Origin of the sequence: Kosakonia radicincitans DSM 16656, assembly GCF_000280495.2 — a bacterium.
GTDB lineage: Bacteria > Pseudomonadota > Gammaproteobacteria > Enterobacterales > Enterobacteriaceae > Kosakonia > Kosakonia radicincitans.
This window is the reverse complement of the sequence record NZ_CP018016.1, coordinates 3,866,888-3,891,746: the sequence shown is the minus strand read 5'-3', so window position 1 is coordinate 3,891,746 and position 24,859 is coordinate 3,866,888. Positions and strand designations below refer to the sequence as shown.

The 24,859-nt window shown below is 55.5% G+C and carries 21 protein-coding genes; 4 read left to right on the top strand and 17 right to left on the bottom strand.

Annotated features, from left to right (window positions below):
• Positions 1 to 3: 3 nt before the first annotated feature.
• From Y71_RS18725 to cecR, 4 genes are read right to left on the bottom strand one after another with little or no spacing between them, the layout of a single operon-like run.
• On the bottom strand, positions 4 to 1,137 hold the full coding sequence (locus tag Y71_RS18725; protein ID WP_007373976.1) for an ABC transporter permease: 1,134 nt from the start codon (positions 1,135 to 1,137) through the stop codon (positions 4 to 6).
• On the bottom strand, positions 1,127 to 2,866 hold the full coding sequence (locus Y71_RS18720; RefSeq protein WP_007373977.1) for an ATP-binding cassette domain-containing protein: 1,740 nt from the start codon (positions 2,864 to 2,866) through the stop codon (positions 1,127 to 1,129). The genes Y71_RS18725 and Y71_RS18720 overlap by 11 nt, the downstream gene beginning before the upstream one ends.
• On the bottom strand, positions 2,859 to 3,854 hold the full coding sequence (hlyD, locus tag Y71_RS18715) for a secretion protein HlyD (RefSeq protein ID WP_007373978.1): 996 nt from the start codon (positions 3,852 to 3,854) through the stop codon (positions 2,859 to 2,861). The genes Y71_RS18720 and hlyD overlap by 8 nt, the downstream gene beginning before the upstream one ends.
• Entirely contained in the window at positions 3,854 to 4,528 is a 675-nt protein-coding gene (gene cecR, locus Y71_RS18710) for a transcriptional regulator CecR (RefSeq protein ID WP_007373979.1), read from the bottom strand. The genes hlyD and cecR overlap by 1 nt, the downstream gene beginning before the upstream one ends.
• Before the next feature lie 304 nt (positions 4,529 to 4,832).
• Here cecR and rhlE point away from each other — a divergent pair, with 304 nt between their 5' ends.
• Positions 4,833 to 6,278 (top strand): ATP-dependent RNA helicase RhlE, encoded by a 1,446-nt coding sequence (gene rhlE, locus Y71_RS18705; protein ID WP_007373980.1) that lies wholly within the window; start codon positions 4,833 to 4,835, stop codon positions 6,276 to 6,278.
• An 80-nt stretch (positions 6,279 to 6,358) separates the two neighbouring features.
• On the opposite strand, the gene Y71_RS18700 is transcribed toward rhlE, so the two are convergent.
• The 5 genes from Y71_RS18700 to licT form a co-directional block, all read right to left on the bottom strand.
• Entirely contained in the window at positions 6,359 to 7,324 is a 966-nt protein-coding gene (locus Y71_RS18700) for an alpha/beta hydrolase (RefSeq protein ID WP_007373982.1), read from the bottom strand.
• Between the two features lie 150 nt (positions 7,325 to 7,474).
• Entirely contained in the window at positions 7,475 to 8,866 is a 1,392-nt protein-coding gene (locus Y71_RS18695) for a glycoside hydrolase family 1 protein (RefSeq protein ID WP_007373983.1), read from the bottom strand.
• Between the two features lie 9 nt (positions 8,867 to 8,875).
• The gene (locus Y71_RS18690) at positions 8,876 to 10,348 is read right to left on the bottom strand and encodes a glycoside hydrolase family 1 protein (RefSeq protein WP_007373984.1); all 1,473 of its coding nucleotides are present in this window, start codon (positions 10,346 to 10,348) and stop codon (positions 8,876 to 8,878) included.
• A gap of 11 nt (positions 10,349 to 10,359) precedes the next feature.
• Entirely contained in the window at positions 10,360 to 12,198 is a 1,839-nt protein-coding gene (locus tag Y71_RS18685) for a beta-glucoside-specific PTS transporter subunit IIABC (RefSeq protein ID WP_007373985.1), read from the bottom strand.
• Positions 12,199 to 12,381: 183 nt separating this feature from the next.
• Complete coding sequence (gene licT / locus Y71_RS18680; protein ID WP_007373986.1) at positions 12,382 to 13,224, bottom strand: BglG family transcription antiterminator LicT; 843 nt, start codon at positions 13,222 to 13,224, stop codon at positions 12,382 to 12,384.
• Positions 13,225 to 13,554: 330 nt separating this feature from the next.
• Between licT and dinG the strand changes: the two genes are divergently transcribed.
• A complete protein-coding gene (gene dinG / locus Y71_RS18675) occupies positions 13,555 to 15,708 on the top strand; it encodes an ATP-dependent DNA helicase DinG (RefSeq protein WP_007373988.1) in 2,154 nt (717 codons plus the stop codon).
• A 25-nt stretch (positions 15,709 to 15,733) separates the two neighbouring features.
• A complete protein-coding gene (gene ybiB, locus Y71_RS18670) occupies positions 15,734 to 16,699 on the top strand; it encodes a DNA-binding protein YbiB (protein WP_007373989.1) in 966 nt (321 codons plus the stop codon).
• A gap of 116 nt (positions 16,700 to 16,815) precedes the next feature.
• Here the strand turns inward: ybiB and ybiJ are convergent, their stop codons facing one another.
• From ybiJ to Y71_RS18655, 3 genes are all read right to left on the bottom strand, one after another.
• Complete coding sequence (gene ybiJ, locus Y71_RS18665; RefSeq protein ID WP_007373990.1) at positions 16,816 to 17,076, bottom strand: DUF1471 family protein YbiJ; 261 nt, start codon at positions 17,074 to 17,076, stop codon at positions 16,816 to 16,818.
• A 285-nt stretch (positions 17,077 to 17,361) separates the two neighbouring features.
• Positions 17,362 to 17,628, bottom strand: a complete 267-nt coding sequence (locus tag Y71_RS18660; RefSeq protein WP_007373992.1) for a DksA/TraR family C4-type zinc finger protein — start codon at positions 17,626 to 17,628, stop codon at positions 17,362 to 17,364.
• A gap of 81 nt (positions 17,629 to 17,709) precedes the next feature.
• Positions 17,710 to 18,324, bottom strand: a complete 615-nt coding sequence (locus Y71_RS18655; protein ID WP_007373993.1) for a flavin reductase family protein — start codon at positions 18,322 to 18,324, stop codon at positions 17,710 to 17,712.
• Between the two features lie 96 nt (positions 18,325 to 18,420).
• Between Y71_RS18655 and rlmF the strand changes: the two genes are divergently transcribed.
• Entirely contained in the window at positions 18,421 to 19,356 is a 936-nt protein-coding gene (rlmF, locus tag Y71_RS18650) for a 23S rRNA (adenine(1618)-N(6))-methyltransferase RlmF (protein ID WP_007373994.1), read from the top strand.
• Here rlmF and ybiO read toward each other — a convergent pair.
• The 5 genes from ybiO to dps all read right to left on the bottom strand — a co-directional run bounded on the left by ybiO (position 19,346) and on the right by dps (position 24,772).
• Positions 19,346 to 21,580 carry a mechanosensitive channel protein gene (ybiO, locus tag Y71_RS18645; RefSeq protein WP_007373995.1) on the bottom strand — a complete coding sequence of 745 codons (2,235 nt, stop codon included), beginning with the start codon at positions 21,578 to 21,580 and terminating at the stop codon, positions 19,346 to 19,348. The two genes, rlmF and ybiO, sit on opposite strands and share 11 nt — an antisense overlap.
• Before the next feature lie 117 nt (positions 21,581 to 21,697).
• A complete protein-coding gene (gene glnQ, locus Y71_RS18640; protein ID WP_007373996.1) occupies positions 21,698 to 22,420 on the bottom strand; it encodes a glutamine ABC transporter ATP-binding protein GlnQ in 723 nt (240 codons plus the stop codon).
• A complete protein-coding gene (gene glnP, locus Y71_RS18635) occupies positions 22,417 to 23,076 on the bottom strand; it encodes a glutamine ABC transporter permease GlnP (RefSeq protein WP_007373997.1) in 660 nt (219 codons plus the stop codon). The genes glnQ and glnP overlap by 4 nt, the downstream gene beginning before the upstream one ends.
• A gap of 84 nt (positions 23,077 to 23,160) precedes the next feature.
• Positions 23,161 to 23,907, bottom strand: coding sequence for a glutamine ABC transporter substrate-binding protein GlnH (gene glnH, locus Y71_RS18630; RefSeq protein ID WP_007373998.1), 747 nt, complete (start codon positions 23,905 to 23,907; stop codon positions 23,161 to 23,163).
• 361 nt (positions 23,908 to 24,268) lie between these two features.
• Positions 24,269 to 24,772, bottom strand: a complete 504-nt coding sequence (gene dps / locus Y71_RS18620) for a DNA starvation/stationary phase protection protein Dps (RefSeq protein WP_007374000.1) — start codon at positions 24,770 to 24,772, stop codon at positions 24,269 to 24,271.
• Positions 24,773 to 24,859 lie beyond the last annotated feature (87 nt).

Below are 24,859 nucleotides of genomic sequence, written 5' to 3'. Positions count from 1 at the left end.
TCCTTAATCCAGTCTGCGTTTGGTTTTCAGCCATGTCAGGCCAATAAACATCAGCGCTGAGGCGATCAAAAACAGAACGTTAACCATCAACACCACCGGGATGTTGCCCGCCAGAAACAGGCTTTGCAGCGTACTGACGAAATAACGCGCCGGAATGATATAAGTCACCACGCGGATCACGGCAGGCATGCTGTCAATCTGGAAGATAAAACCGGATAGCATAATCGACGGCAGAAAGGCGGCATTCAGCGCGACCTGCGCGGCATTAAACTGGTTACGTGTGATAGTGGAAATCAGCAGCCCCATCCCCAACGTGCTGAGCAAAAACAGGCTGGTGATGAGAAATAAAATCAGCAGCGAGCCGCGGTAAGGCACGCCAAGAATAAACACCGACACCAGCATGCACAGCAGCATCGCCAGCATGCCGAGAAAATAGTAGGGAATCAGCTTGCACAGCAGCAATTCCGCGCGCGTCACTTCGGTTGAAAGCAGGGCCTCCATCGTGCCGCGCTCCCATTCGCGCGCCACCACCAGCGAGGTGAGGATAGCGCCAATCACCGTCATGATGATGGTCACCGCGCCAGGAATAATAAAATGCTGGCTGATGGCGGCCGGGTTAAACCAGTAGCGGGTTTGCACATCGATCAACGGTTCAAATGTTTGTCCGCGATCTTCTGCCCGCTGTTGCTGCCAGAGTTGCCAGATCCCCTGTACGTAGCCCTGCACAAAGTTGGCGGTATTCGGTTCGCTGCCATCGGTGATCACCTGAATCGGCGCAACTTCATTGGCGCGCGCCATCTGCGCGGCGAAATTCGTCGGCACCACCACCAGCCCGCGAATACGCCCGGCCTGCATCATCTGGATAAGCTGCGGGCGGTTATCGCTGATCGTGGCATCAATATAGGGCGAGCCGGTCAGCGTATGGGTGAAATCCATCGCCTCTTTACTTTGCTGCTCCAGCAGCACACCAATGCGTAGCTTGCTGGAATCAAGGTTAATGCCGTAACCGAAGATAAACAGCAACAACAGCGGGATGACGACGGCAATCAGCCAGCTACTGGGATCACGGACAATCTGCCGCGTCTCTTTGACGCACAGCGCCCGCACGCGCCGCCAACTGAGAGTGTTAAGATGCATGGCCGTGCTCCTTATCCCAGTTATGGATAAGCGTAATAAAAGCCTGCTCCATTGTCGGATCCGGGTTATCCGCATCGGCGCTTTGCGCCTTTAAATCATCCGGCGTGCCGCTGGCGATAAGCTTTCCGCGATACACCAGCCCGATACGATCGCAATACTCTGCTTCGTCCATAAAGTGCGTGGTGACCATCACGGTCACGCCTTTCTCCACCATGCTGTTGATGTGCAGCCAGAACTCCCGTCGCGTCAGTGGATCGACACCGGAAGTGGGTTCATCAAGGAACAGAATATCCGGTTCATGCATCAGCGAGCAGGCCAGCGCCAGGCGCTGCTTAAAGCCCAGCGGCAATTCATCGGTCGCATGGTGAGCAATGGCTTTCAGCCCGAACGCCTCGCTCATGCGGGTTATCTTTTCGTTTTGCGCCCGTCCGCGCAGGCCGTAGACGCCGGAGAAAAAGCGCAGGTTCTGCTCTACCGTCAGGTTGCCGTACAGCGAGAATTTTTGCGCCATATAACCCAGATGCTGGCGCGCTTTGCCGGAGCTGACTTTGAGATCGAGATTCAGCACCAGCGCCTGGCCGTCGGTAGGCACCAACAAACCGCACATCATTTTGAAAGTGGTCGATTTACCTGCGCCGTTCGGCCCCAGCAGGCCGAAGATTTCACCGCGCTTGACGGCAAAATTGACATGGTCGGTAGCGGCGAAATCACCAAACTTTTTGGTCAGCGAGCGGGCTTCAATCACCGTTTCGTCCGTGCTGCCTTCCACCGTATGCAGAATTGCCCCCAGCGGGGATTCGGACGCACCCGCGCCGCCGAGCAGATCGATAAACGCATCTTCAAAGCGCGGCGCGGTTTCCGTGATCTCTACTGGCGGCATGTTGTCGGCGTGGAGAATTTCGTCGACGTGCGCCTCTTTTTTCAGGATCATGCGCACCGAGCGCCCCTGGATCATGCCATCGCTGACCTGAGGCTGACGCAGAATAAGACGCAGCAAGCGGCGGTTGTTCTCCTGCGCGCTGGTGACAAGAAAACTGCGCCCGGCCATGCGCTGCGTCAGCGCGGTCGGCTCGCCCTGATACAGCAATTCGCCTTCGTTCATCAGCAGCACATCGCGGCACTGCTCCGCTTCATCAAGATACGAGGTGCTCCAGAGGATCAGCATCCCTTCGCCCGCCAGTTCATGCACCATCTGCCACAGTTCGCGGCGGGAAATCGGGTCAACGCCGACGCCCGGCTCATCCAGCAACAGCACTTTCGGTTCGCCGACCAGCGTGCAGGCCAGCCCCAGTTTCTGCTTCATCCCGCCTGAGAGCTTTCCGGCCAGCCGTCCGGTAAATGGGGCGAGAGCGGTAAACTCCAGCAGGCGATCGAAGGTCTGACGGCGCTGCTCGCCGGTGACGCTGCGCAGATCGGCGTACAGATTGAGGTTTTCCATTACCGTTAAATCTTCATACAGCCCGAATTTTTGCGGCATATAACCGAGCATGGCGTGTAGTTCGCTATCCTGACGCAGCGGATCCAGACCCATCACCTGCACGCTGCCTTCGTCCTGCTTCATCAACCCGGCAAGAATGCGCATCAGTGTGGTTTTCCCTGCGCCATCCGGGCCGACCAGCCCGGTGACATACCCGGCGCGAATCTCGCAATCGAGCTTTGCGACAGCGGGTTTTTCCATGCCCGGAAAGCGTTTTACCAGCCCGCGTAAATGGATGGATGCCTCATTCATGACGCGCCTCGCCCGCAAAACGCACGGTTACCGGCATCCCCTGGCGCAGCGAGTTGTCGGCATCGGTAACGATAATGCGCAGGCGATACACCAGATCGGTTCGCAGATCCGGGGTTTGCACAGTTTTGGGCGTAAATTCGGCGGTAGGCGAGACAAAGCCGATTTTGCCATGATACGGCTTATTCGGTCGCCCATCGGTGTAAAGCAGTACTTCCTGCCCTGGCTGCGCCTGCTGCAAGTTGATCTCATCAACATATGCGCGCACCCATACCGGACGGGTTAACGACAGCGTGAAAACGGTGCCGCCTGCGCTGAGCATGCTGCCCGGCTCGACGGCGCGGGTCAGGATTGTCCCGGCGGAAGGGGCGACCAGCGTGGTGTCATGCAGATCCAGTTGCGCCTGCGCCAGCGCGGCCTGCGCCTGTTCAAGACCCGCTTTCGCCTGTTCAATTTCCTGCGGGCGGTTACCGGTGCGGTACTGGCTTAACTTGTCCTGCGCGGATTTCAGCGTTGCCTGCGCCTGATCCCGTGTGGAACGGGCATTTTCCAGATCGTTGGCGGAGATCACCCGGCTTTTCCATAACCCTTGCTGACGCTGATAGTAGTTTTGCGCGTAGTCATAGGCGGCCCGCGCCTGATTCACCGCCGCAACAGCCTGGGCAATCTCTTCATCACGGTAGCCAGCGGTAGCCAGATCGTATTTCGCTTGCGCGGTGGAGACATTGGCCTGCGCCTGCAATAAGGCATTCTGGTAGGGCGCTTTATCGATCTCACCGAGCGTCTGTCCGGCCTGGATCGCATCGCCTTCATCAACGTTTAGCGAAGCGAGCCGTCCGCCAACGCGGAAACTCAAATTCACCGTGCGAATATCAACGTTACCGTACAGGGTGAGCGCGCGCTCCTGTCTGCTCTGATACCACATCCAGCCGCCAGCCAGCGCGGCGATAACGACCACCACAATCAACACCGTAACGAGAGGTTTTTTCATCACTCCGGACTCCTGTGCGTTAATCCTTGCAAAATGAGATCGATATGGCAGGTGATAACCTGGTAAATCTGCGCGGTTTTCTCTTCGTCAAACTGCGACCAGCCCGCACGCAGCAAGAAGGTTTCCCGCCCGAGGCGAAACGCGAGAATTTCACCGAGCAGTGCGTGGGTATGAATAATGGTTTCGGTATCCGTGGCATCCCGCCCGGTATAGGCCGCCAGCAGGGCGGTGAGATGGCTGTGCATCGGCGCAATGACCTGATCGTGCACCCGCTGATACGCCCGCGTTGGCGAGAGCTGCTCGCGGGAGATAAATTTGCTCAGGTTCAGCGTCTCATCGTGGGTGAGCAGCGTGATCATGTTGCGGCAGGCGCTATGAATCAGAGCGCGTATTTCTGCCTTATTCGGCTCCGGCTGCGCGAACAACGCCTCTGCTGCCTGAACATGCGGGTGGAAATTCTTACTGATAAAGTCGGCGATCCACTGCGCACAGGCGAGGTATAAATCCTCTTTCGAACCAAAGTAATAGGTGATCGCCGCAATATTTTGCCCGGCCAGCGCGGCGATATCGCGGGTGGTAGCATGCAGCCCGTATTCACCGAATTGCGCCAGCGCGGCAGCAATCAACTGCTGTTTGGCCTGTTCGCCTTTACTGGTCGTTGGGGTTGTATTCATGGCGGCAAAATAATTAATCAATCGATTGATTAAATTTATGCTTCAGGACGAAACTTGTCCAGCGCCAGGCAAGGAAAAGGTGACGAATGAAGCGGAAACCGGTTCAACTGATGCTGGAAGGGGCTGGCAGGGTGATCTGCAACAGGCGAAAAGATTGCGGATGATCCCTGGCCGGATATTTATGCGCTCGATCACAAAAGCTGATACACTCCGCATCTTCATGACATTGTGGTTTTTGTCATCAGTCAAATTATATCTCCCTGAAAACTACACCTGTGACAGGTCGGGGCGGTGTGGAGTTGTTATGTCATTTGATGCCCTTGGCCTGAATCCGGAAATCCTGCGCGCAGTCGCCGAGCAGGGTTATGTTCAGCCGACCCCTATTCAGCAGCAGGCGATCCCCGCCGTACTGCAAGGCCGCGACCTGATGGCCAGCGCCCAGACCGGTACCGGTAAAACGGCTGGCTTTACCCTGCCGCTGCTGCAACTGCTGGTGCAAAAAGAGCCGCACGCGAAAGGCCGCCGCCCGGTGCGTGCGCTGATCCTGACGCCAACCCGTGAACTGGCGGCGCAAATCGGTGAAAACGTACGCGACTACAGCCAGTATCTGAACATCCGTTCGCTGGTGGTGTTTGGCGGCGTCAGCATCAACCCGCAGATGATGAAACTGCGCGGTGGCGTCGATGTGCTGATCGCCACGCCTGGCCGTTTGCTGGATCTGGAACACCAAAACGCGCTGAAACTCGATAGCGTGGAAATTCTGGTGCTGGATGAAGCCGACCGTATGCTGGATATGGGCTTTATCCACGATATTCGCCGCGTGCTGGCAAAACTGCCGCAGCGCCGTCAGAACCTGCTGTTCTCCGCGACCTTCTCCGACGACATCAAAGCGCTGGCGGAAAAGCTGTTGCACAACCCGCTGGAAATTGAAGTGGCGCGCCGCAACACCGCTTCCGAGCAGGTGACTCAGCATGTGCATTTTGTAGATAAAAAACGTAAGCGTGAGCTGTTGTCGCAGATGATTGGCCAGGGTAACTGGCAGCAGGTGCTGGTCTTTACCCGCACCAAGCACGGCGCCAACCATCTGGCGGAACAACTGAATAAAGATGGCATCACCAGTGCGGCGATCCACGGTAACAAAAGCCAGGGCGCGCGTACCCGTGCGCTGGCGGATTTCAAATCCGGGGATATTCGCGTGCTGGTGGCCACAGATATCGCTGCGCGCGGTCTCGACATCGAAGAGCTGCCGCATGTGGTGAACTACGAGCTGCCGAACGTACCGGAAGATTACGTCCACCGTATCGGCCGTACCGGGCGTGCGGCGGCTACCGGTGAAGCGTTGTCGCTGGTCTGCGTTGATGAACACAAACTGCTGCGCGACATCGAACGTCTGCTGAAAAAAGAGATCCCGCGCATTGCCATCGAAGGCTATGAACCGGATCCGTCCATCAAAGCCGAACCGATCCAGAATGGTCGCGGCCAGGGCGGCGGTCGTCAGGGTGGTGGTCGCGGGCAGGGCGGCGGTGGTCGTGGTCAGTCCGCGCCGCGCCGCAATGAGGGTGAGGAGCAGAAACCGCGCTCCCCGCGTCGCACTGACGGTGAAGCGCAAAAACCGCGTGCTCCACGCCGCAGTGAAGGGGGTTCACGCCGTCTGGATGGTAACGCCCAGCCAGCGCGTGACGGCCAGGGTAAACCGGCAGGAAACGGCGCACGCCGTCGCCGTCCGCGTAAACCGAGCGCCGCGCAGTAACGCATTTTGCAGGCCGGATACACTTTATCCGGCAATCGACGCCGCCAGCGGGCAATGTACCGACTGGCGGCGTTGTTTTATCAGGCTTGCGATCGGCGATTAACGCGCGCCAGCCAGGCCTGACGCGTTTCCCGCGCCCGCTGTGCAACCTCTGCCTGCGGATCGGAATTAAAGCCGTGGTAAGCGCCCGGCCAGATATTCATCTCCACTGCCACACCCGCCTGAATCAGCCGTTGCGCCCACGCCATGTTCTCATCAAGAAACAGATCCAGCGTGCCGACGCCAATCCATGTCGGTGGCAACCCCGCCAGATCGCTTGCCCGTGCCGGAGCGGCATAAGGCGAAACCTCTTCGCTACCCGGCTCGCAGCCCAACAGTGCGCGCCAGCCAAAGTCGTTATTCTCCCGCGTCCAGATAAATTCCCCGGTCGCCGGGTTCAGTTCGGTGTTGGTGACCGTGCGGTCATCGAGCATCGGGAACATCAGATTCTGAAATGCCAGCGCGGGCCCGTGGCGATCCCGCGCCAGCAGCGCCAGCCCGGCGGCAATGCCAGCCCCCGCGCTGTCGCCCATCAAGCCGATATTGCTTGCATCGATACCCAGTTCCGCCGCGTGCTCCGCCATCCATACCAGCGCGGCGTAGCAATCCATCAGCGAACCCGGAAAGCGGTTTTCCGGCGCCAGGCGATAATCCACTGACACCACCACGCAGTTATGGCGTGCTGCTGTTGGTCGCGACAGCGACAGGGATTGCTCCGGGCTGCCAAACAGATGGCCGCCGCCGTGGATATGCAAAATCCCCATGCGGTTAGCGCGTGGTGTTACCGGGGCGATAATGCGCACCCGAACCGGCGGTTCGCCGTCGATGCCTTCAAGATTGCGCTCGCTCATTTCCAGCGCTAAGCCATCATCAAGTTGCATAGCCGCCAGTGCGGCCTGCTGACGCTGTGCACGTAAGTCGGATAGTGCATCGGCGTTGAGCGTGGTGGGTGTCCAGGATTCCAGTGCGGGACGAAGTTCGGGGTCAACCAAATGCCATGTGCTCATAGGTACCTTGTCTAAGCCAGAAAAATGTCCGGTGCGGCCGGTTTGCCGGATGACGCTGATGCTTATCTGGCCTGCGAGCTCAGGCCGGGTAAGACGAAGCCGCCATCCGGCGCCTGGCAACCACACGGGAACACAATGCGAGCTTCAACCTTACAGCACTTCACCATGACTGGCGATAACTTGCTGATACCATTCAAAACTGCGTTTTTTGCTACGCTTCAGCGTACCGTTGCCGTCGTTATCTTTGTCGACATAGATAAAGCCATAGCGCTTTTTCATCTCGCCGGTTCCGGCACTGACGATATCAATCGGTCCCCACCAGGTGTAACCCATAATGTCGCAGCCATCGTCAATGGCTTCTGCCATTGCCTGAATATGGCGGCGGCCATAATCGATTCGCGCCAGATCGTTAATCTGCCCGCTGGCATCCGGCTCATCGATACCGCCATAACCATTTTCGACAATAAACAGCGGCTTGCGGTAGCGATCCGCCAGTTCATTACAGACGATACGGAAACCCTGCGGATCGATCGGCCAGCCCCAGGCGGTTTTTTCAAGAAACGGATTATCCAGCCCGGCAGTACCGCCGGTATCAATACGGAACTGGCCGCCCGCCTGATGCAATACGCTGCGGTAGTAGCTAAAGCCGAGATAATCCGACGGATAATCGGCCAGCAGTTGCAGATCGCCGTCGGCAATGGTCAGCTCCACGCCCAGTTCGCGGAACAGACGCGGCGCAAATGCCGGATAGTGGCCGAGCATCATCACATCGGAGAAAAACAGCGAACGGCGGCGTAACTGCATAGTAGAGAAGATATCTTCCGGGTTGCAGGTTGCCGGGTAAACGGTGCTCAGCGACAGCATGCAGCCGATTTGCACATCGGGAATGATGTCGTGGCACAGCTTGTTCGCCAGTGCGTTAGCGACAAACTGGTGGTGATTCGCCTGCCAGATATCCTGCGCACCGGCGCTGGCATCCACCGCGCCAGTGGCGAACGGCATACGGTTCATATTGTTCAGTTCGTTGAAGGTCATCCAGTATTTGACCTTACGCTGGTAACGGCGGAATACCGTTTCGCAGTAGCGGCTGAAGAAATCAATCAACTGGCGATTCTTCCAGCCGCCATACTCCTGATACAGCGCCAGCGGCGTCTCATAGTGGGAGAGGGTAATCACCGGTTCAATGCCGTACTTCAGCAGTTCATCAAACAGATCGTCGTAAAATTTTAGCCCCGCTTCGTTTGGCGTAGTTTCATCGCCACGCGGGAAAATGCGCGACCAGGCAATCGAGGTACGAAAGCATTTGAAACCCATCTCTGCGAACAGCGCGATGTCTTCTTTGTAGCGATGGTAGAAATCAATCGCTTCGTGGCTGGCGTAATAGAGATTTGGGTCAATCGTCGCATCATGTTTGCCGGAAGCGATACCGCCGCGCACCACGTCGGCAATCGATGGCCCTTTGCCATCCTCGTTCCATGCGCCTTCCGCCTGGTTGGCGGCAATCGCGCCGCCCCACAAAAAATCTTTCGGGAAAATAGCCATCTCAGCTCCTTAATCGCGTAAGTCTTCGCCGTTAGAGGCGATCAGTTTTTTGTACCAGTGATAGCTTTTCTTCAGCGAGCGCGCCTGCGTGCCGTTGCCCATGTCATCCTGGTCAACATAGATAAAGCCGTAGCGTTTGGAAATTTGCGCCGTTCCGGCGCTGACCACGTCAATCGGCCCCCACCAGGTGTAACCAAACAGATCGACGCCGTCGCCAATCGCTTCCTGCATCTGTTCCACGTGCTGGCGCAGATAATCGATACGGTAATCATCGTCGATAGAGCCGTCCGGGTTGACGGTATCGATCGCGCCGAGACCGTTTTCGGCAATAAACAGCGGCTTCTGGTAGCGGTCATAGAGCTGGTTTAAGGCAAGACGCAGCCCTTTCGGGTCAATCTGCCAGCCCCACTGGCTGGTTGGCAGGTACGGGTTGCGGATGCCGCCAGTCACCATATTGCCTTCCGCTATTTCCCGTTTTTCCGGGTGCGCACTAACGGTGCTCGACATGTAGTAGCTAAAGGAGACGAAATCGACCGGGTGCTGGCGCAGGATCTCATCATCACCGACCACTTTTTGCAGCGTGACGCCTTTTTCCGCCAGCATGCGATCGGTGTACGCCGGGTAGTAACCATGCGCCTGTACGTCGCTAAAGAACAGCGACACGCGCTGCATCTCTTCACAGGCCTGCAAATCATCCGGATGGCAGGTGTGCGGATAGAGCATCTGGTAGCTGATCATGCAGCCGACCTGCGAGCCGGGAATAATGGCATGACAGGCTTTGGTGGCCAGTGCGCTGGCGACAAACTGATGGTGCGCGCCCTGGTATTTATCCTGTTCGAGATGCGGGTTGTCCTCTTCGATCACACCAACGCTGACATACGGGTGATGTTTCACGCAGTTGATCTCGTTGAAGGTCATCCAGTACTTCACTTTTTTGCGGTAGCGGGTGAAGACCGTGGTGGCGAAACGTACGTAGAAATCGACCAACTGGCGGTTCGGCCAGCCGCCATAGTCGGTCACCAGCGCCAGCGGCATCTCGTAGTGCGACAGCGACACAATCGGTTGAATACCGTGCGCCAGCAGCGTATCGAACACCTCGTCGTAGAATTTCAGCCCGGCTTCGTTCGGCGTGGTTTCATCGCCGCGCGGGAAGATGCGCGTCCAGGCAATCGACATGCGAAAGCACTTAAAACCCATTCCGGCGAACAGGGCGATATCCTCTTTAAAGTGGTGGTAAAAGTCGTTGCCTTTGCGTTTCGGGTAGTACTTTTTACTGCCTGGGTCCTGCGCTTCGCGTATTTGAGCGTGCGTCATGCCAAGCCATTGATCGAGCCAGCGCTCCCGCGGCGTGTTGATATCAAACGTGTAGACATCAGAAACGGAAAGCCCTTTGCCGCCCACATTCCATGCGCCTTCCAGTTGATTCGCCGCTGTTGCGCCGCCCCATAAAAATCCTTCCGGGAATGCTTTCGAAAATGCCATACCTTTGCTCCTTACGCCGCTGTCGCGGTCAGTGTGAGAAATGCGTCCCGGCTGGCGACATCGCCTTGTACTTTGACCGGGCTGATATCGCCGTATTGTTCGCTGTTGGTGACGACCACAATCACGCTCGGATCGATGCCAGCGGCCTTCAGCGCCGCCAGATCAAAGCTCACCAGCAGATCGCCTACCTCGACGCTCTGCCCGACGGCGATGTGGCTGGTGAAGTGCTTACCACCCAGTTTTACCGTGTCGATACCGATATGAATGAGGATCTCCGCGCCGGTATCGCTTTGCAGCGCCAGTGCGTGATGGGTTTCAAACAGGGATTCCACCTTGCCGTTAACCGGAGAGCGTAGCTCGCCGCTGGTGGGATAAATCGCCAGCCCTTTACCGAAAATCTCATCGGCAAACACCGGGTCGCTAAGGGCGTTGAGGGGTTTCAGTTCGCCGCTCACCGGGGCAAACAGTTTTTCTTCGGTACGTGCCACCGACATCGGGCTGACCCCGGCTACCACCGTCTCTTCAAATCCGAGGATCACCGTGACAACCGCAGCGCAGACAAACGAAATGGCGATACTGACCAGCGCCCATAAAAATGTCGGGCCGACCAGCGCCGGAAGACCGGGCAGACCGCTGAGCGCAAAGGCGTAGGTTTTCACCCCCATCGCCATGGCAACACCGCCGCCGCACGCGCCACCAATCAGCGCGGCAGCAAACGGGCGTTTATAGCGAATATTGATGCCGTACATCGCCGGTTCGGTAATACCCATGGCCGCGCTGAAACTGGTGGTTAGCGCCAGCGATTTCAGCTTTTTATCCCGCGCCCGCAGGAACACGCCAAAGGCCGCACCCGCCTGGCCCAGGTTGGCAATATAGAAGAGGATTTTGAACGGATCGAAACCCAGGGTGCTGATGTTGTTGATCATGATTGGCACCAGCACATAGTGCATGCCGGTGATGATGATCATCGACAGCGTGCCGCCAACCACTACGCCCGCCACGATGCCGGCATTTTCCACCAGCCAGATAATGCCGCCGGAGAGCGCATTACCGGCGAAAATCCCCAGTGGGCCAATGGCAATCAGCGTAATCGGCGTGACAATCACCAGGCTCAACAGCGGCACAAACATCGTTTTCAGTACGCCGGGCATGATGCGATCAATCAGCTTCTCTACCCGGCTCAGCAGCCAGATGGCCAGCAGGATCGGGATCACCGTTGAGGCATAATTCACGGTTGGCACCGGCAGGTGCATAAAATTGATCGGCGCGCCGGATTTAAACAGCGCCTGAATTGCAGGATGGAAGAGGGCGGCGGCCAGCGCCACTGCCACGTAAGGATTTGCGCCGAACTTATTGGCGGCGCTGAAAGCCAGCGCCAGCGGCATGAAGTAAAACACGCCGTCGCTGATGGCGAGCAGGATTTGGTAGGTCTGGTTGCTGGTTTCCAGCCACTGCATCGCGACCACTAGCGCCAGGACGCCTTTCAGAATACCGGCTCCGGCAATCGCCGGAATGATCGGCGAGAAGATACTGGACAGCCCTTCCAGCAGCACCGATACCGGGTTGCGGCGTTTACCATGTTGCACAGCGCCGCCGGACGAGACGCCGGGTAATTTGGCCAGCAGCGCGTCGCACAGTGGGGCCACATCGTTACCGATAATCAACTGAAACTGATCGCCAGAGATATTGACGCCTATCACGCCATCCAGCGCTTCCAGCGCCGCGCGATCGGCCTTGTCGTTATCTTTGAGTAAAAAACGCAGACGGGTAATACAATGAAACAGCGACAGAATATTGTCCTTGCCGCCGATCCTGTTGATGATCTGCTGCGCGGTATCCTGATAATTCATGATAATTCCTCCAGACTGACGCCCGCATTGCTGGCATCATCCACAATCATCGGCTTTACGCCGATACCTTGTTTCCTCTGGGGTTTGCCTGATTGAACAGTAACAAGCCTGGACGGAATCTATACATTTCATCCTTCAAGCTGCCGCTTTGTGGTTGCGGCTACGCGAATGATGTTGGGTAAACTAATTGGGTTCTGCCCGCTGTACCACGTTTTCGATATGCACGGTCAGATAGAGCTTTTCCGAGTTGCTCATGGTGTGGTGATAGTTTTTGCCGACAAACTCATTGATGGCATCGACGCATTTCAGGGTGGTCTGATAGCGGCGCTGTACCATGGCAAATAACTCTTCGTCGTCATTATTTAACACCACCCCATCAATCACCCGCTGGGCGAAAAATTTTAAATGGGTAATGAAACGTTGGTAATTCAGGCTGTGCTCGTCGAGTGGCAGGCTGAAAAAGTATTTAACGATATTCTGTAGTTGATAAATAAGCCGTGTGATTTGCGTGGTTTTTCCCATGCTGTCGTTCAGCCCGGCATTCACAATATGTAACGCAATACTGCAGGCTTCGCTGTCAGGCAATAATTGCCCGGTGCGCGCCACCACCATACCAATCGCCTGGCGACCAAGGGCATATTCAGCGGTATAAAAATGGCGTACCTCCCACTCCAGCGGATTCGGCAATTGCTCATGTTTTTCATTGCGTTGTAGCGCGAAATGCAGATGGTCAGCTAGCGTGACGTACAAACCTTCGCTTAATTTATGCGACAATTGGCTGCGGGCCAGCGTGACAATGTCGGCGGTCAGTTGCACTATTTCGACAGGAACTTCGCTAATCAGATCTTTAAAACGGGCAGAGACCTGCGAATCCTGCAAATGGAATATTTTCTCGATGGCTTGTTCGTTAACGATGGCGCCGTTCTGCGTATTAAAACCCAGCCCTCGCCCGGTCAGAATAACCTCAAAGCCACGATCGTCGATGGCGCTGACCACGTTATTATTTAAGATTTGTTTGACCAGCATCGCTAACTCCTGCAAACAAAAACGGGCAAAACGTAAATACAGCAATGGACATCATCTGTCCTTGTTCTCTGCATTTAGGTTTTGCCCGATATTCGGTAACAAGCGTAATGCAGGTAAAAACTAGCATTGCCCTGTTCAATGATCAACGCGCTATATAGAGTACTTATGAATAGATCTGCTAATTTGTGATCCGCCCGGCGAAAAATATCCTGTATTGCAGAGGTGGAAAATGGGTTTTCGTGGCCGCTTCCAGAATGGCAAAAAGGGTTACCCAGCGGGCGCTAAAAATGCCACAATAGTGGCTGTTTATACAGTATTTCAGGTCTCTTCATGGCTCTTACTGCCGCGCTAAAAGCGCAGATCGCCGCCTGGTATAAGGCGTTGCAACAACAGATCCCGGACTTTATTCCCCGTGCGCCGCAGCGGCAGATGATTGCTGATGTCGCGAAAACGCTGGCGGGTGAAGAGGGCAGGCATCTGGCGATCGAAGCGCCGACCGGCGTCGGGAAAACGCTCTCTTATTTAATTCCGGGTATTGCTATTGCCCGCGAAGAGCAAAAAACGCTGGTGGTCAGTACCGCCAACGTGGCGTTGCAGGATCAGATCTACAGTAAAGATCTGCCGCTGCTGCGCAAAATTATCCCCGATTTACGTTTTACCGCAGCGTTTGGCCGTGGGCGCTATGTCTGCCCGCGCAATCTGGCTGCGCTGGCCAGCAGCGAGCCGGACCAGCAGGATCTGCTGGCGTTCCTTGATGATGAGCTGACGCCGGGCAGCAAAGAGGAACAGAAGCAGTGCGCGACGCTGAAAGCCGATCTCGACAGCTACAAATGGGACGGCCTGCGCGATCACACCGATAAAGCCATCAGTGATGATTTATGGCGTCGCCTCAGTACCGATAAAGCCAGTTGCCTGAACCGCAACTGCCACTATTACCGGGAATGTCCGTTCTTTGTCGCGCGGCGTGAAATTCAGGAAGCGGAAGTGGTGGTAGCGAACCACGCGCTGGTGATGGCGGCGCTGGAGAGCGAAGCCGTCTTGCCGGAGCCGAAAAACCTACTGCTGGTGCTGGATGAAGGCCATCATCTGCCGGATGTGGCGCGCGATGCGCTGGAGATGAGCGCCGAAATAACAGCGTCCTGGTATCAGCTACAGCTCGACTTATTTATCCGGCTGGTGGCGACATGCCTGGAGCAGTTCCGGCCGAAAACTCTGCCGCCGCTGGCGACGCCGGAGCGGCTCAACGCCCACTGCGAAGAGCTGTTCGGGCTGATTTCATCATTGAATAACATGCTCAACCTCTATCTTCCTGCTGGTCAGGAAGCCGAACACCGCTTTGCTATGGGCGAGCTGCCGGATGAGGTGATGGCGATTTGTCAGCGGCTGGCGAAGCTAACAGAGATGCTGCGCGGGCTGGCGGAGCTGTTCCTCAACGATTTAAGCGAAAAGACCGGTAGCCACGACATTGTGCGTTTGCACCGGGTGATCCTGCAAATGAACCGTGCGCTTGGCATGTTTGAAAGCCAGAGCAAACTCTGGCGGCTGGCCTCAATGGTGCAGGCTTCCGGTGCGCCGGTATCGAAATGGGCGACGCGCGAAGTGCGGGAGGGGCAGCTACATCTGCTGTTTCACTGCGTAGGCATTCGCGTCAGCGATCAGCTGGAGAAGCTGCTGTGGCGCAGCGTACCGCATATTGTTATCACCTCCGCCACGCTGAGGTCGTTGAACAGTTTTAATCGCCTGCAAGAGATGAGCGGCCTGAAAGAGAAAGCGGGCGACCGATTTGTCTCGCTGGATTCGCCTTTCAATCACGTTGAGCAGGGGAAGATTGTTATCCCGCAAATGCGCTACGAACCGCTGATTGAAAATGAAGAGCAGCATATCGCCGAAATGGCGACCTGGTTTCGTGAGCAGGTGGAAAGTAAAGCCCATCCGGGGATGCTGGTGCTGTTCGCCAGCCAGCGCGCGATGCAACTGTTTTTAAGTTACGTGGCGGATTTACGCCTGCTGCTATTGGTGCAGGGCGATCAGCCGCGCTACCGGCTGGTGGAACTGCACCGTAAACGGATCGACGCGGGCGAGCGCAGCGTGCTGGTTGGCCTGCAATCCTTCGCCGAAGGGCTTGATCTGAAAGGCGATTACCTGACACAGGTGCATATTCATAAAATCGCCTTTCCGCCGATTGATAGCCCGGTGGTGATCACCGAAGGTGAATGGCTGAAGAGCCTCAACCGTTATCCGTTTGAAGTACAGAGTTTGCCCAGCGCCTCGTTTAATCTTATCCAGCAGGTCGGCAGGCTTATCCGTAGCCACGGTTGTCGCGGCGAAGTGGTGATTTACGATAAGCGCCTGTTGACCAAAAGCTATGGAAAACGTCTGCTTGATGCGCTGCCGGTGTTTCCTATTTCCCAACCGGCAATGCCGGACGTTATAGTGAAGAAACCGGTGAAAAAACCAGAACAAAAGCGCCGCAAGCGCCGTTAACGATGTGAGCATGCGAGGAACTGTCATGGATTACCGTAAAGTTATCAAAGAGATTGGTCGCGGAAAGAACCATGCCCGGGATCTGGATATTGACACCGCGCGTGGTCTCTATGCGCAGATGCTGAACGGCGAGGTGCCGGATCTGGAGATGGGCGGCATTCTGATTGCGCTGCGCATTAAAGGCGAAGGCGAGGCGGAAATGCGCGGCTTCTACGAGGCGATGCAGCAGCACACGCTGGCGCTGACGCCGCCGGTGGCCAAACCGATGCCGATTGTTATTCCCAGCTATAACGGCGCGCGCAAACAGCCTAATCTCACGCCATTGTTGGCTATTCTGTTGAATAAGCTGGGTTTCCCGGTGCTGGTGCACGGCGTCAGCGCCGATCCCACGCGCGTGATTAGCGAAAGTATTTTCACCCTGCTGGGCATTGAGCCGACGCTGCACGCCGGGCAGGCGCAGGCGAAGCTGGAAGGCCATCATCCGGTCTTTATGCCGGTACACGCGCTCTGTCCGCCACTGGAAAAACAGCTAGCGATGCGCTGGCGCATGGGCGTGCGCAACAGTGCGCACACGCTGGCGAAGCTGGTAACGCCGTTTAAAACCGACGCGGCACTGCGTTTATCCAGCGTTTCTCATCCCGAATACCTTACGCGGGTGGGGAAATTTTTCGCCGACATCGGTGGCCGTGCGCTGCTGATGGCGGGGACGGAAGGGGAAGTGTATGCGAACCCGCAGCGCTGTCCGCAGATCAACCTGATTGACGCGGCGGGCGAGCGGATCCTCTTTGCGCGCAACGATGCCGCCGAGCAGGTTGCATTGGAAGGCGTGGCAAAAGATGCAGAGAGCACGGCTCGCTGGATCGAACACTGTCTTGCCGGGCGCGAAGCAATACCGGAGTCACTAAAAATTCAGCTGGCCTGTTGCCTGGTGGCAACCGGAGAAAGCGCGACGCTGGAAGAGGGGCTGGCGCGGGTAGCACAGAGTTTTTAAGCAAAAAAAAGCCCGTCACAATCCAGGACGGGCAAAAACAGGGTAACAACAGGGTCAATGAGGGTGGAGCATCCCGGCAGAGGGTTAATTTGCCGGGGGGTACAACTTCGGTTGGGTTATTTGTAGATAACCGCAGTGCCGCTCAGTTTGTTATTGCCGGCAGCAGAGATGATGCTGTAGCCGCTGGCACCAGCAGCCTGCGCTTTGGCAGCCAGTTTGGCTTCCAGACCGTCCAGCGTGGTTGCGCCGTGAGCAGAAACAACACCGATTTTGTCCAGGCTTTCGGCTTGTGCGGCGGTCACAGACTGGGCAGCAAAGGCACCGAAAGATAGGGTAGAAAGCGCGATAGCAGCAACAGCATATTTGATGGTTTTCATAGTCAATTTCTCGCAGGTTATTCTGTGTTGGGGACGATGTTCCGTCGATGTGATAAGTATCACGGTTTTTCACAAGAGATAAAATCGAAGAGAATTGACGACCTTATTCTAAAAAATTGAATAAGATCTAGCTGTTTGATTTGAAAGGCTTTTGTGTAAGAAAAAAGGACATTCGCCAGCAGATCAGCGCAGCGGACAATTTTGCGGCACATTTTGCTACTTTCACTGCGGGATTTTGTGGATGTAAAGGCAACCGCTTGCGCTGGTTGAAAACGTCAGGAAAGGTCAACGTAACTGGCTATCCTTCGATCCTCTGCGATTATATCCTGAGAATGTAGAGTTATGTAAATCTTTCTCCTGCTGGCAGGTAACGCATAAGCGCACCCCTGGAATCGCTTTACGACGCGCTTCCGGGATCGGTTCGCCACACTCTTCGCAGGTCAGCAAGCTTTCACCGTGGGGTAAATCACGACGGGCGCGCGCCACGGCATCTTCAATCGTACTGTCGATCTGCTGCTGTACCGCACCGTCATTTGCCCAGCCTGAAGCCATGATCGCCTCCTTAGTTGCAATAGCGTAATTATAGCAAACGCCCGATAGCACAGGGCTCCTGGCTGGGACAGGTAAACGGGGTTAGCGGTTATCCGGGCGGATCAAATCAAAGCGCTGCGCTTCACTGATCCCGTAATAGGCCGACGGGCCGCCCGCGCGCAGCACGGGCTGTGCTTTTGCGGTCTGATAAATGCCGTTTTCCAGCAGCGATTCATCAATGTGTACCGCGACCACTTCGCCCAGCACCAGCCAGCTATCGATGGCACTGCCATCGGCGGTGGTCAGTTGAATACACTGGGAGAGGCGACATTCGAAGTTGACCGGGCTTTCCGCCACACGCGGCGCGCTGACGATACGACCGGCAACGGGCGTCAGGCCTGCACGGGTAAACTCATCTTCGCCATGGGGCAGCGACGCGGAGGTTTCATTCATCCGCACTGCTAAATCGCGGGTCGTCAGGTTCCAGACAAACTCTTTGGTTTCAGTAATATTGCGTACGCTATCTTTCCAGCCGCTGCTGGCGAAGCCAATAATCGGCGGGCGATAATTGAAACAGTTAAAGAAACTGTACGGCGCAAGATTTCGCTGGCCTTTGCCATCCAGCGAGGCAATCCAGCCGATAGGACGCGGACCAATAATCGCATTCAGCGGATCGTGCGGCAGGCCGTGGCCTTTCGCCGGTTCATAAAAATACATAGCGTTTCCTGGTTGTCAGACAAGTTTCTTCAGCCTCACTTATTTACCCGGTCAACGTCAACGGGTATCTTACGCCGCTGCTAACAGGAGAATGCCATGAATGCCCAGAAGCCGGGTTTGCACCCGCGTAACCGCCACCACAGCCGCTACGACCTTGACGCATTGTGCGTCGCGAATCCGTCATTGCGCGACTTTATCACCGCTAACCCAAAAGGCGAGTCGACCATTGATTTCGCTGAACCGCAGGCGGTGAAGGCTTTAAACAAAGCGCTACTGGCGCACTTCTATGGTGTGCGTGAGTGGGATATCCCCAAGGGTTTTCTCACCCCGCCGGTGCCAGGACGCGCCGATTATCTCCACCATCTGGCTGATGTGCTGGCAGAGAGCAACGAAGGGCAGATCCCTGCGCAGGCCAGCGTGCTGGATGTTGGCACTGGGGCGAATTGCATCTATCCGCTGATTGGTCACCATGAATATGGCTGGCGTTTTACCGGCAGCGAAATTAACGATGCGGCGCTGACCAGCGCGCAGGCGATTATTAGCGCTAATCCGGGGCTGAGCCGCGCGGTTCGTCTGCGTCGGCAAAAAGATCCGTCAGCAATTCTTGCTGGCGTTATCCATAAAAATGAGCAGTACGATGCCACGCTCTGTAATCCGCCGTTTCATGACTCGGCGCAGAGCGCGCAGGCGGGCAGTGAGCGTAAACGCCGTAATCTGGGGCAAGCTGCCAGCGATGCCGCCAACTTTGGCGGTCAGCAGCAGGAGTTATGGTGCGAAGGTGGCGAAGTCGCTTTTATTTGCAAGATGATTGCGGAGAGCCAGCAGTTCGCCCGCCAGGTGCTGTGGTTCACCTCGCTGGTCTCGCGTGGCGATAACCTGCCCGAGCTGTATCGCGCACTGACGCAGGTAGGTGCGGTGAAGGTAATGAAAAAAGAGATGGCCCAGGGTCAAAAGCAGAGCCGCTTTATCGCCTGGACTTTCCTCGATGAGACCCAGCGTAAACGCTGGGCGCAGAGCCGCTTTAAAGGGTAGGCTCTGCTGGCGGCGGGCTCGCCGGTGAGGCCGGTTGCGGTGAGTTTTGCGGTGCAGGCAGCACTTGATACGTCTGCACCGGTGGGCGAATGCCCGCGCGATCGAAATGTTTTTTCACCATGGTGTCGAGGGCGAACCTGACTGTCCACTGCTTCAGCGGCAGCGTGGTAAAGGTAACACGTAGCGTAAAGGCGGTATTGGTTAGCCCGACCAGCCCGGCGAATGACGGCTCGCCGATCACCAGCCCGCGAATATCTTCCTGTTCCATCAGTTCGGCCACCGCATCCTTCAGCGCCTGATTGGCTTTATCGGTCTCTTCATGGCGATCGACATCATAATTTGCCACTACCGAACCAATACCGCGGACAAAGTTGGCGAAGGTGGTTATCGATGACCAGGGAATAATATGGTACGCCCCCGTATCCTGGCGCACGCCGACGGAACGAATCGACATTCGCTCGACGGTGCCGGTTAGCTGCCCGATAGTCACCAGATCGCCGGTGTTCATCCCATTTTCGAACTGAATAAAAATCCCGGTAATAATGTCTTTGACCAGCGTTTGCGAACCGAATGAGATCGCCAGCCCTAACGCACCGGCACCGGCGAGCAGCGGTGCGATATTGACACCAATTTCTGAGAGCACAATCATCACCGTGATGGTGCTGATCACCACCGCCAGCGCATTGCGGAACAGTGTCAGTAACGTGCGCGTGCGTGCGCTTGGCAGTGGACGGCCGTGAATATCCGATGCCAGGCGGTTCTCAATCAGGCTCGCCAGCAACGTCCAGCCCACCGCCGAGAAGAAGAGGATCAGCGCAATGCGGATCAGAATATCGACGGTTTTCTCCCCCGCGCCATAATTGAGCCAGTGCCAGAAATCAAACAGTCGCCAGGCATTCAGCAGCAGCATGATGGTGGCGCACACGACCAGAATGCGCGCCGTTTTCAGTGCCGCCGACAGCCAACCGTTCAGCCGCTTTTGCAGCTCCGGGTAGTTGCGTTGCACCTGCGGCGAGAGGGTGATGGTTTTATTCAGCCAGCGTGACAGCACGCCGGAGAGGAAGGCCGCAATACTCAGAATGGCAAGGCTGTTAACCGACGCGCTCATCATAAATTTCAGGCTATTGCCCGGGTCAAACAGCGAGAAAAAGAACAGCACGACAAAGTAGGCGCTGGCGAGCCAGTGCCAGATCAGCGCAAAAGCGCGGATAAATAAGCTAAAGAATGCCAGTGAGTGGTCGGCAAGCTCAATCAGGTTGTGCTGGATCTCGCGCTTATTGTGGAAGATAAGATAGAGCGCCCAGACGGTAATACACAGCATAATCACCACGTTGGCGAGTGCGCCGACCTGCACATTCACCTGATTGGAAATAATCGGCACCGCCACCAGCAGGCCATAACCAATCAGGCTGCTCAATGCGCTCAGGCGCAGATGCCAGTAGCGAGCGGTGCCGTCAGCAATACGAAACGGACGCAGTTCCGGAATGCGCGGGCAGAAAATCAGCCGCAGAATGGCTTTGAAAAACTCAATCAGCGCAAACGCATTAAGGAACAGGCTTTGCTGGAAAGCGATGGTGCTGTTGCCCGCATTCAGCCTGGCGCTGAGCAACTGGCCGATAAACAGCGTCAGCACCAGTAACAGCAGGTCGATAATAAAGGCGCCAATTATCATGGCGGGCAACTGCAACCAGTTCCGCCGTTCGCGGTTTTTGCGCCTTCCCCAGTTGCCCATCCGGCGGTAGAGCGGCATAACACACTGACGCACCAGTATCCAGAAAGCAAAAACCAGTACCGCGAGTAATAAAAAGTGGCTGGCGGCATTAGTGAAGGTTTGCGGGTTAAAGGCCTTATGCGGCGAGCCGGTGATATTGCGGTAGAGTTGGGCGAAGCGAGAGGCCAGCGCTTCGCCGTAGTAGCCGCTGACTTCGGTGACATTTTCCAGCACCGTTTTCTGTTCTTTGACTTCCGGCGGCGTGATCTCCGGAACCGGCTCCTGCGGCGGTGTGGTGGCGACTTTCCGCAGTTGATCAATCAATTCTTTGCGTGAATCATCGTTTTCCAGCACGTCTGCCAGCGCCGCATAGGCTGCTTTTTTTTGTTCGACGCTGGGTTCACTGTTTTGGGTAGATGACGCGCTACTGGCTGCGGGTGCTGTGATGCCGGGTATCGTCGCGGCCTGAAGCGGCGCGCACAGCAGAGTGATGAATAGCAATATCCACGGCATATGCTCCTCCGGTGAGAAAGTCCAGCAAAATGATAAGTATAGATGCCGGGCGGAGCAGGGCAGGAAATGAGAACAATCCGGGGGAAACGCCCCTCCAGGCGGAGGGGCACAAGCGCATCAGGAAACGTGTTGTAAAAATTCCTGTAAGCGCGGGCTGGGTGGATTTTCGATCAACTGTTGCGGATTGCCGTCTTCGGCAATGCGCCCTTTGTCGATGAAAATCAGGCGCGACGCCACTTTCTCGGCGAAGCCGATTTCATGGGTAACGATCACCATGGTCATGCCTTCTTCAGCCAGATCCTGCATCACTTTTAGTACTTCGTGGCGCAGTTCCGGATCGAGCGCGGAAGTGGGCTCATCGAACAGCATCATCTTCGGTTTTACCGCCAGCGCTCGGGCAATCGCGACGCGCTGCTGCTGGCCGCCGGAAAGCTCGGACGGATAGTGGTGCGCACGTTCAGCCAGCCCGACCTTCGCCAGCAGATCTCTTGCCAATTTTTCAGCATCGGCTTTATTGGTTCCGCGCACGCGCAGCGGGCCAAACATCACGTTTTCCAGCGCCGTCAGATGCGGAAATAGATAGAACTGCTGAAAAACCATGCCAGCTTCCTGGCGGATCAGGCGCTCATCCACTTTCGGATCGTTGACTTTCAGGCCATCAACAATCAGATCACCGCTGGTGATCTCTTCTAGCTTGTTAATGCAACGCAGCAGTGTTGATTTACCAGAGCCGGACGGCCCGATAATGACCACCACTTCACCTTCAGTGATATTCAGATCAATGTTGTGCAGCACCTGGGTTTGACCAAAGTGCTTGGAGACGTTTTTAAATTCAATCACAGGATTTTCATCCTTCTTTCAAGACGACGCAGAATGAAGCTCAGCACCAGGGTAATGATCAGATAGACGACCGCAACGGCGCTCCAGATCTCCAGCGCGCGGAAGTTGCCGGCAATGATTTCCTGGCCCTGGCGGGTCAGTTCGGCGACGCCGATAACAATAAACAGCGAAGTATCTTTGATGCTGATGATCCACTGGTTGCCCAGCGGCGGCAGCATACGGCGCAGCGCTAACGGTAGGATCACATGGCGAATGGTTTCACCACGCGACAGACCTAACGCGAGGCCCGCTTCCCGGAAGCCTTTATGAATAGAAAGCACTGCACCACGGGTGATTTCCGCAATATAGGCGCCAGAGTTAATCATAATGGTGACAACGGCGGCCGAGAAAGGATCGATGCGCAGATCGTTAAACGCCATCGGCAGGGCAAAGTAGATAAACATGACCTGTACGACGATAGGCGTACCGCGAATAACTTCGATAAATACCAGTGCGATATGGTTGGAAATCCAGCCGCCGAAAGTACGTGCGAAACCCGCTGCCAGACCAATGATCAACCCGCCAATGAGGCCGAGGACCGAGATCAACAGCGTCATCTTCGCGCCTTCGATCAGAAGCGGAATGGCAGGCCAAATGGCGCTCCAGTCAAACTGCATGATGTGTTCCTGTATACCGTGGTTGTAACAAATGTATCAGGGGCGAAGATCGCCCCTGAGGAGTAACGCTTTATTTTTTAATAATTATTTAGGCTCAGAACCGAACCATTTTTTGTAGATTTCGTTGTAGGTGCCGTTTTCGCGCAAGGTTTTCAGCGCGCCGTTTACTTTTTCACGCAGGTCGTCGCTGCCTTTCGGGAAGGCGATACCGTACTGCTGCGCTTCCAGGGACTCACCAACCGCTTTGAACTGACCGTTACCGGCAGTTTTAATGAAGTACAGGATGTTCGGCGTGTCATGCAGAACGGCATCTGCGCGGCCAGTGCCCAGTTCCATGTATGCATTGTCGATGTTCGGGAACTGACGCAGGTCTTTGGTTTTGATGTTTGCTTTCGCGTAATCAACAGAACCGGTGCCGCTCTTCACCGCTACCACTTTGCCATCCAGATCTTTGACGCTTTTCACGTCGTTGTTGTTGGCTTTCACCATCACCAGCAGACCGCTTTTGTAATAGCCGTCAGAGAACTCGATCGCTTTCTTACGCTCTTCGGTAATCGTAATGCCTGCCAGCGCCAGGTCGACGTTTTTGGTTTGCAGCGCTGGGATGATGCCGCTGAAATCCATCGGCTTCAGTTCATAATTCAGTTTCAGCTCTTTCGCGATAGCTGCCCACAGATCCACGTCGAAACCAACGTATTTGTCGCCTTGTTTAAACTCGAAAGGAACGAATGCTGTGTCGGTGGCAACCACCAGTTTTTTATCAGCAGCCTGAGAGGAAACAGCAAAGGCGAGAGCGAGTGCAGCCAGGGAAAATTTCAGTACAGACTTCATAGTTTTTCCTTTTGTATCCGGGGAGCGATCCCCTGCGAGAATGAACGCAGTATGAAAAAATCATGCCAGGTTTACAACCTATTGTTTTGTAAAGGCGAAGCTTTAACCGGTTGCACAATAAGCATAGCAGCGAGACTGTTTAGCACTATTTTGGTGCGCACTTTTGGTGCATAAAAATAACCCGGCGGATTTTGCTCTTTTTTAGCGCAGAACGTGGGTGTAAAACAATCGGTTATTAACAATTTTGTGATGAGATAATAACGTAGAGGAAACTTTAGGCAGGGAAAAAGGAAAAACATTGCACCTTAAAAGTGCAAGCCCCTTCGCGGGAAGCGAAGGGGTCATTGATAAAGCTTATGGATTATTCGATATTGGATTCGATGAACCACAGGAATTTATCCAGATCGCGGGATGCCGCAGTGAAGATATCTGCAGTATCTTCGTCTTTCGCTTCACTAATCGCTTTACGCACGTCATTTGCCACGATGGCATAACGATCGGCCAGTTCTTTCAGGTGATCCTGAACGCTGTGGATGTCCAGCGGGTAGCTTTTCAGCGGGGTTTTGCTGTTGATCACCTGCGTGGTGCCCAGTGCCACTCCGCCCAGCTGTACAGCACGTTCCGCCATCGTATCAAGATGGTCGGTCAACGCAGTACGGAACTGATCCAGCATTTCATGTACGGCAATGAAGTTAGCACCGCGCATATTCCAGTGGGCCTGTTTGGTAATCAGCGACAGGTCAATGAACTGGATCACCTGGCGATTCAACAACTCAATGGTCGCTTTTTTATCGCTATCCGATACATCGTTGCGGGTATAAAGCAGATTAGACGCTTTCGTTTTAACCAGTTTAGCGGTACTCATAATCTCATATCCTCTTGATGTTTGTGTCCCAGGTAATTACCGAAACTAAGTATAGCACCAGATTTCATTTATCTGTTTTGGCTGTGC

Excerpts from the sequence above, each read along its gene's own strand:
- Y71_RS18720 (WP_007373977.1), bottom strand. The coding sequence starts at position 2,866 with ATGAATGAGGCATCCATCCATTTACGCGGGCTGGTAAAACGCTTTCCG.
- licT (WP_007373986.1), bottom strand. The coding sequence starts at position 13,224 with ATGCTGGTCAAACAAATCTTAAATAATAACGTGGTCAGCGCCATCGAC.
- dinG (WP_007373988.1), top strand. The coding sequence starts at position 13,555 with ATGGCTCTTACTGCCGCGCTAAAAGCGCAGATCGCCGCCTGGTATAAG.
- Y71_RS18690 (WP_007373984.1), bottom strand. The coding sequence starts at position 10,348 with ATGGCATTTTCGAAAGCATTCCCGGAAGGATTTTTATGGGGCGGCGCA.
- cecR (WP_007373979.1), bottom strand. The coding sequence starts at position 4,528 with ATGAATACAACCCCAACGACCAGTAAAGGCGAACAGGCCAAACAGCAG.
- Y71_RS18660 (WP_007373992.1), bottom strand. The coding sequence starts at position 17,628 with ATGGCTTCAGGCTGGGCAAATGACGGTGCGGTACAGCAGCAGATCGAC.
- Y71_RS18655 (WP_007373993.1), bottom strand. The coding sequence starts at position 18,324 with ATGTATTTTTATGAACCGGCGAAAGGCCACGGCCTGCCGCACGATCCG.
- dps (WP_007374000.1), bottom strand. The coding sequence starts at position 24,772 with ATGAGTACCGCTAAACTGGTTAAAACGAAAGCGTCTAATCTGCTTTAT.
- Y71_RS18695 (WP_007373983.1), bottom strand. The coding sequence starts at position 8,866 with ATGGCTATTTTCCCGAAAGATTTTTTGTGGGGCGGCGCGATTGCCGCC.
- Y71_RS18725 (WP_007373976.1), bottom strand. The coding sequence starts at position 1,137 with ATGCATCTTAACACTCTCAGTTGGCGGCGCGTGCGGGCGCTGTGCGTC.
- ybiO (WP_007373995.1), bottom strand. The coding sequence starts at position 21,580 with ATGCCGTGGATATTGCTATTCATCACTCTGCTGTGCGCGCCGCTTCAG.
- glnP (WP_007373997.1), bottom strand. The coding sequence starts at position 23,076 with ATGCAGTTTGACTGGAGCGCCATTTGGCCTGCCATTCCGCTTCTGATC.
- glnH (WP_007373998.1), bottom strand. The coding sequence starts at position 23,907 with ATGAAGTCTGTACTGAAATTTTCCCTGGCTGCACTCGCTCTCGCCTTT.
- ybiJ (WP_007373990.1), bottom strand. The coding sequence starts at position 17,076 with ATGAAAACCATCAAATATGCTGTTGCTGCTATCGCGCTTTCTACCCTA.
- ybiB (WP_007373989.1), top strand. The coding sequence starts at position 15,734 with ATGGATTACCGTAAAGTTATCAAAGAGATTGGTCGCGGAAAGAACCAT.
- Y71_RS18685 (WP_007373985.1), bottom strand. The coding sequence starts at position 12,198 with ATGAATTATCAGGATACCGCGCAGCAGATCATCAACAGGATCGGCGGC.
- Y71_RS18700 (WP_007373982.1), bottom strand. The coding sequence starts at position 7,324 with ATGAGCACATGGCATTTGGTTGACCCCGAACTTCGTCCCGCACTGGAA.
- rhlE (WP_007373980.1), top strand. The coding sequence starts at position 4,833 with ATGTCATTTGATGCCCTTGGCCTGAATCCGGAAATCCTGCGCGCAGTC.
- rlmF (WP_007373994.1), top strand. The coding sequence starts at position 18,421 with ATGAATGCCCAGAAGCCGGGTTTGCACCCGCGTAACCGCCACCACAGC.
- hlyD (WP_007373978.1), bottom strand. The coding sequence starts at position 3,854 with ATGAAAAAACCTCTCGTTACGGTGTTGATTGTGGTGGTCGTTATCGCC.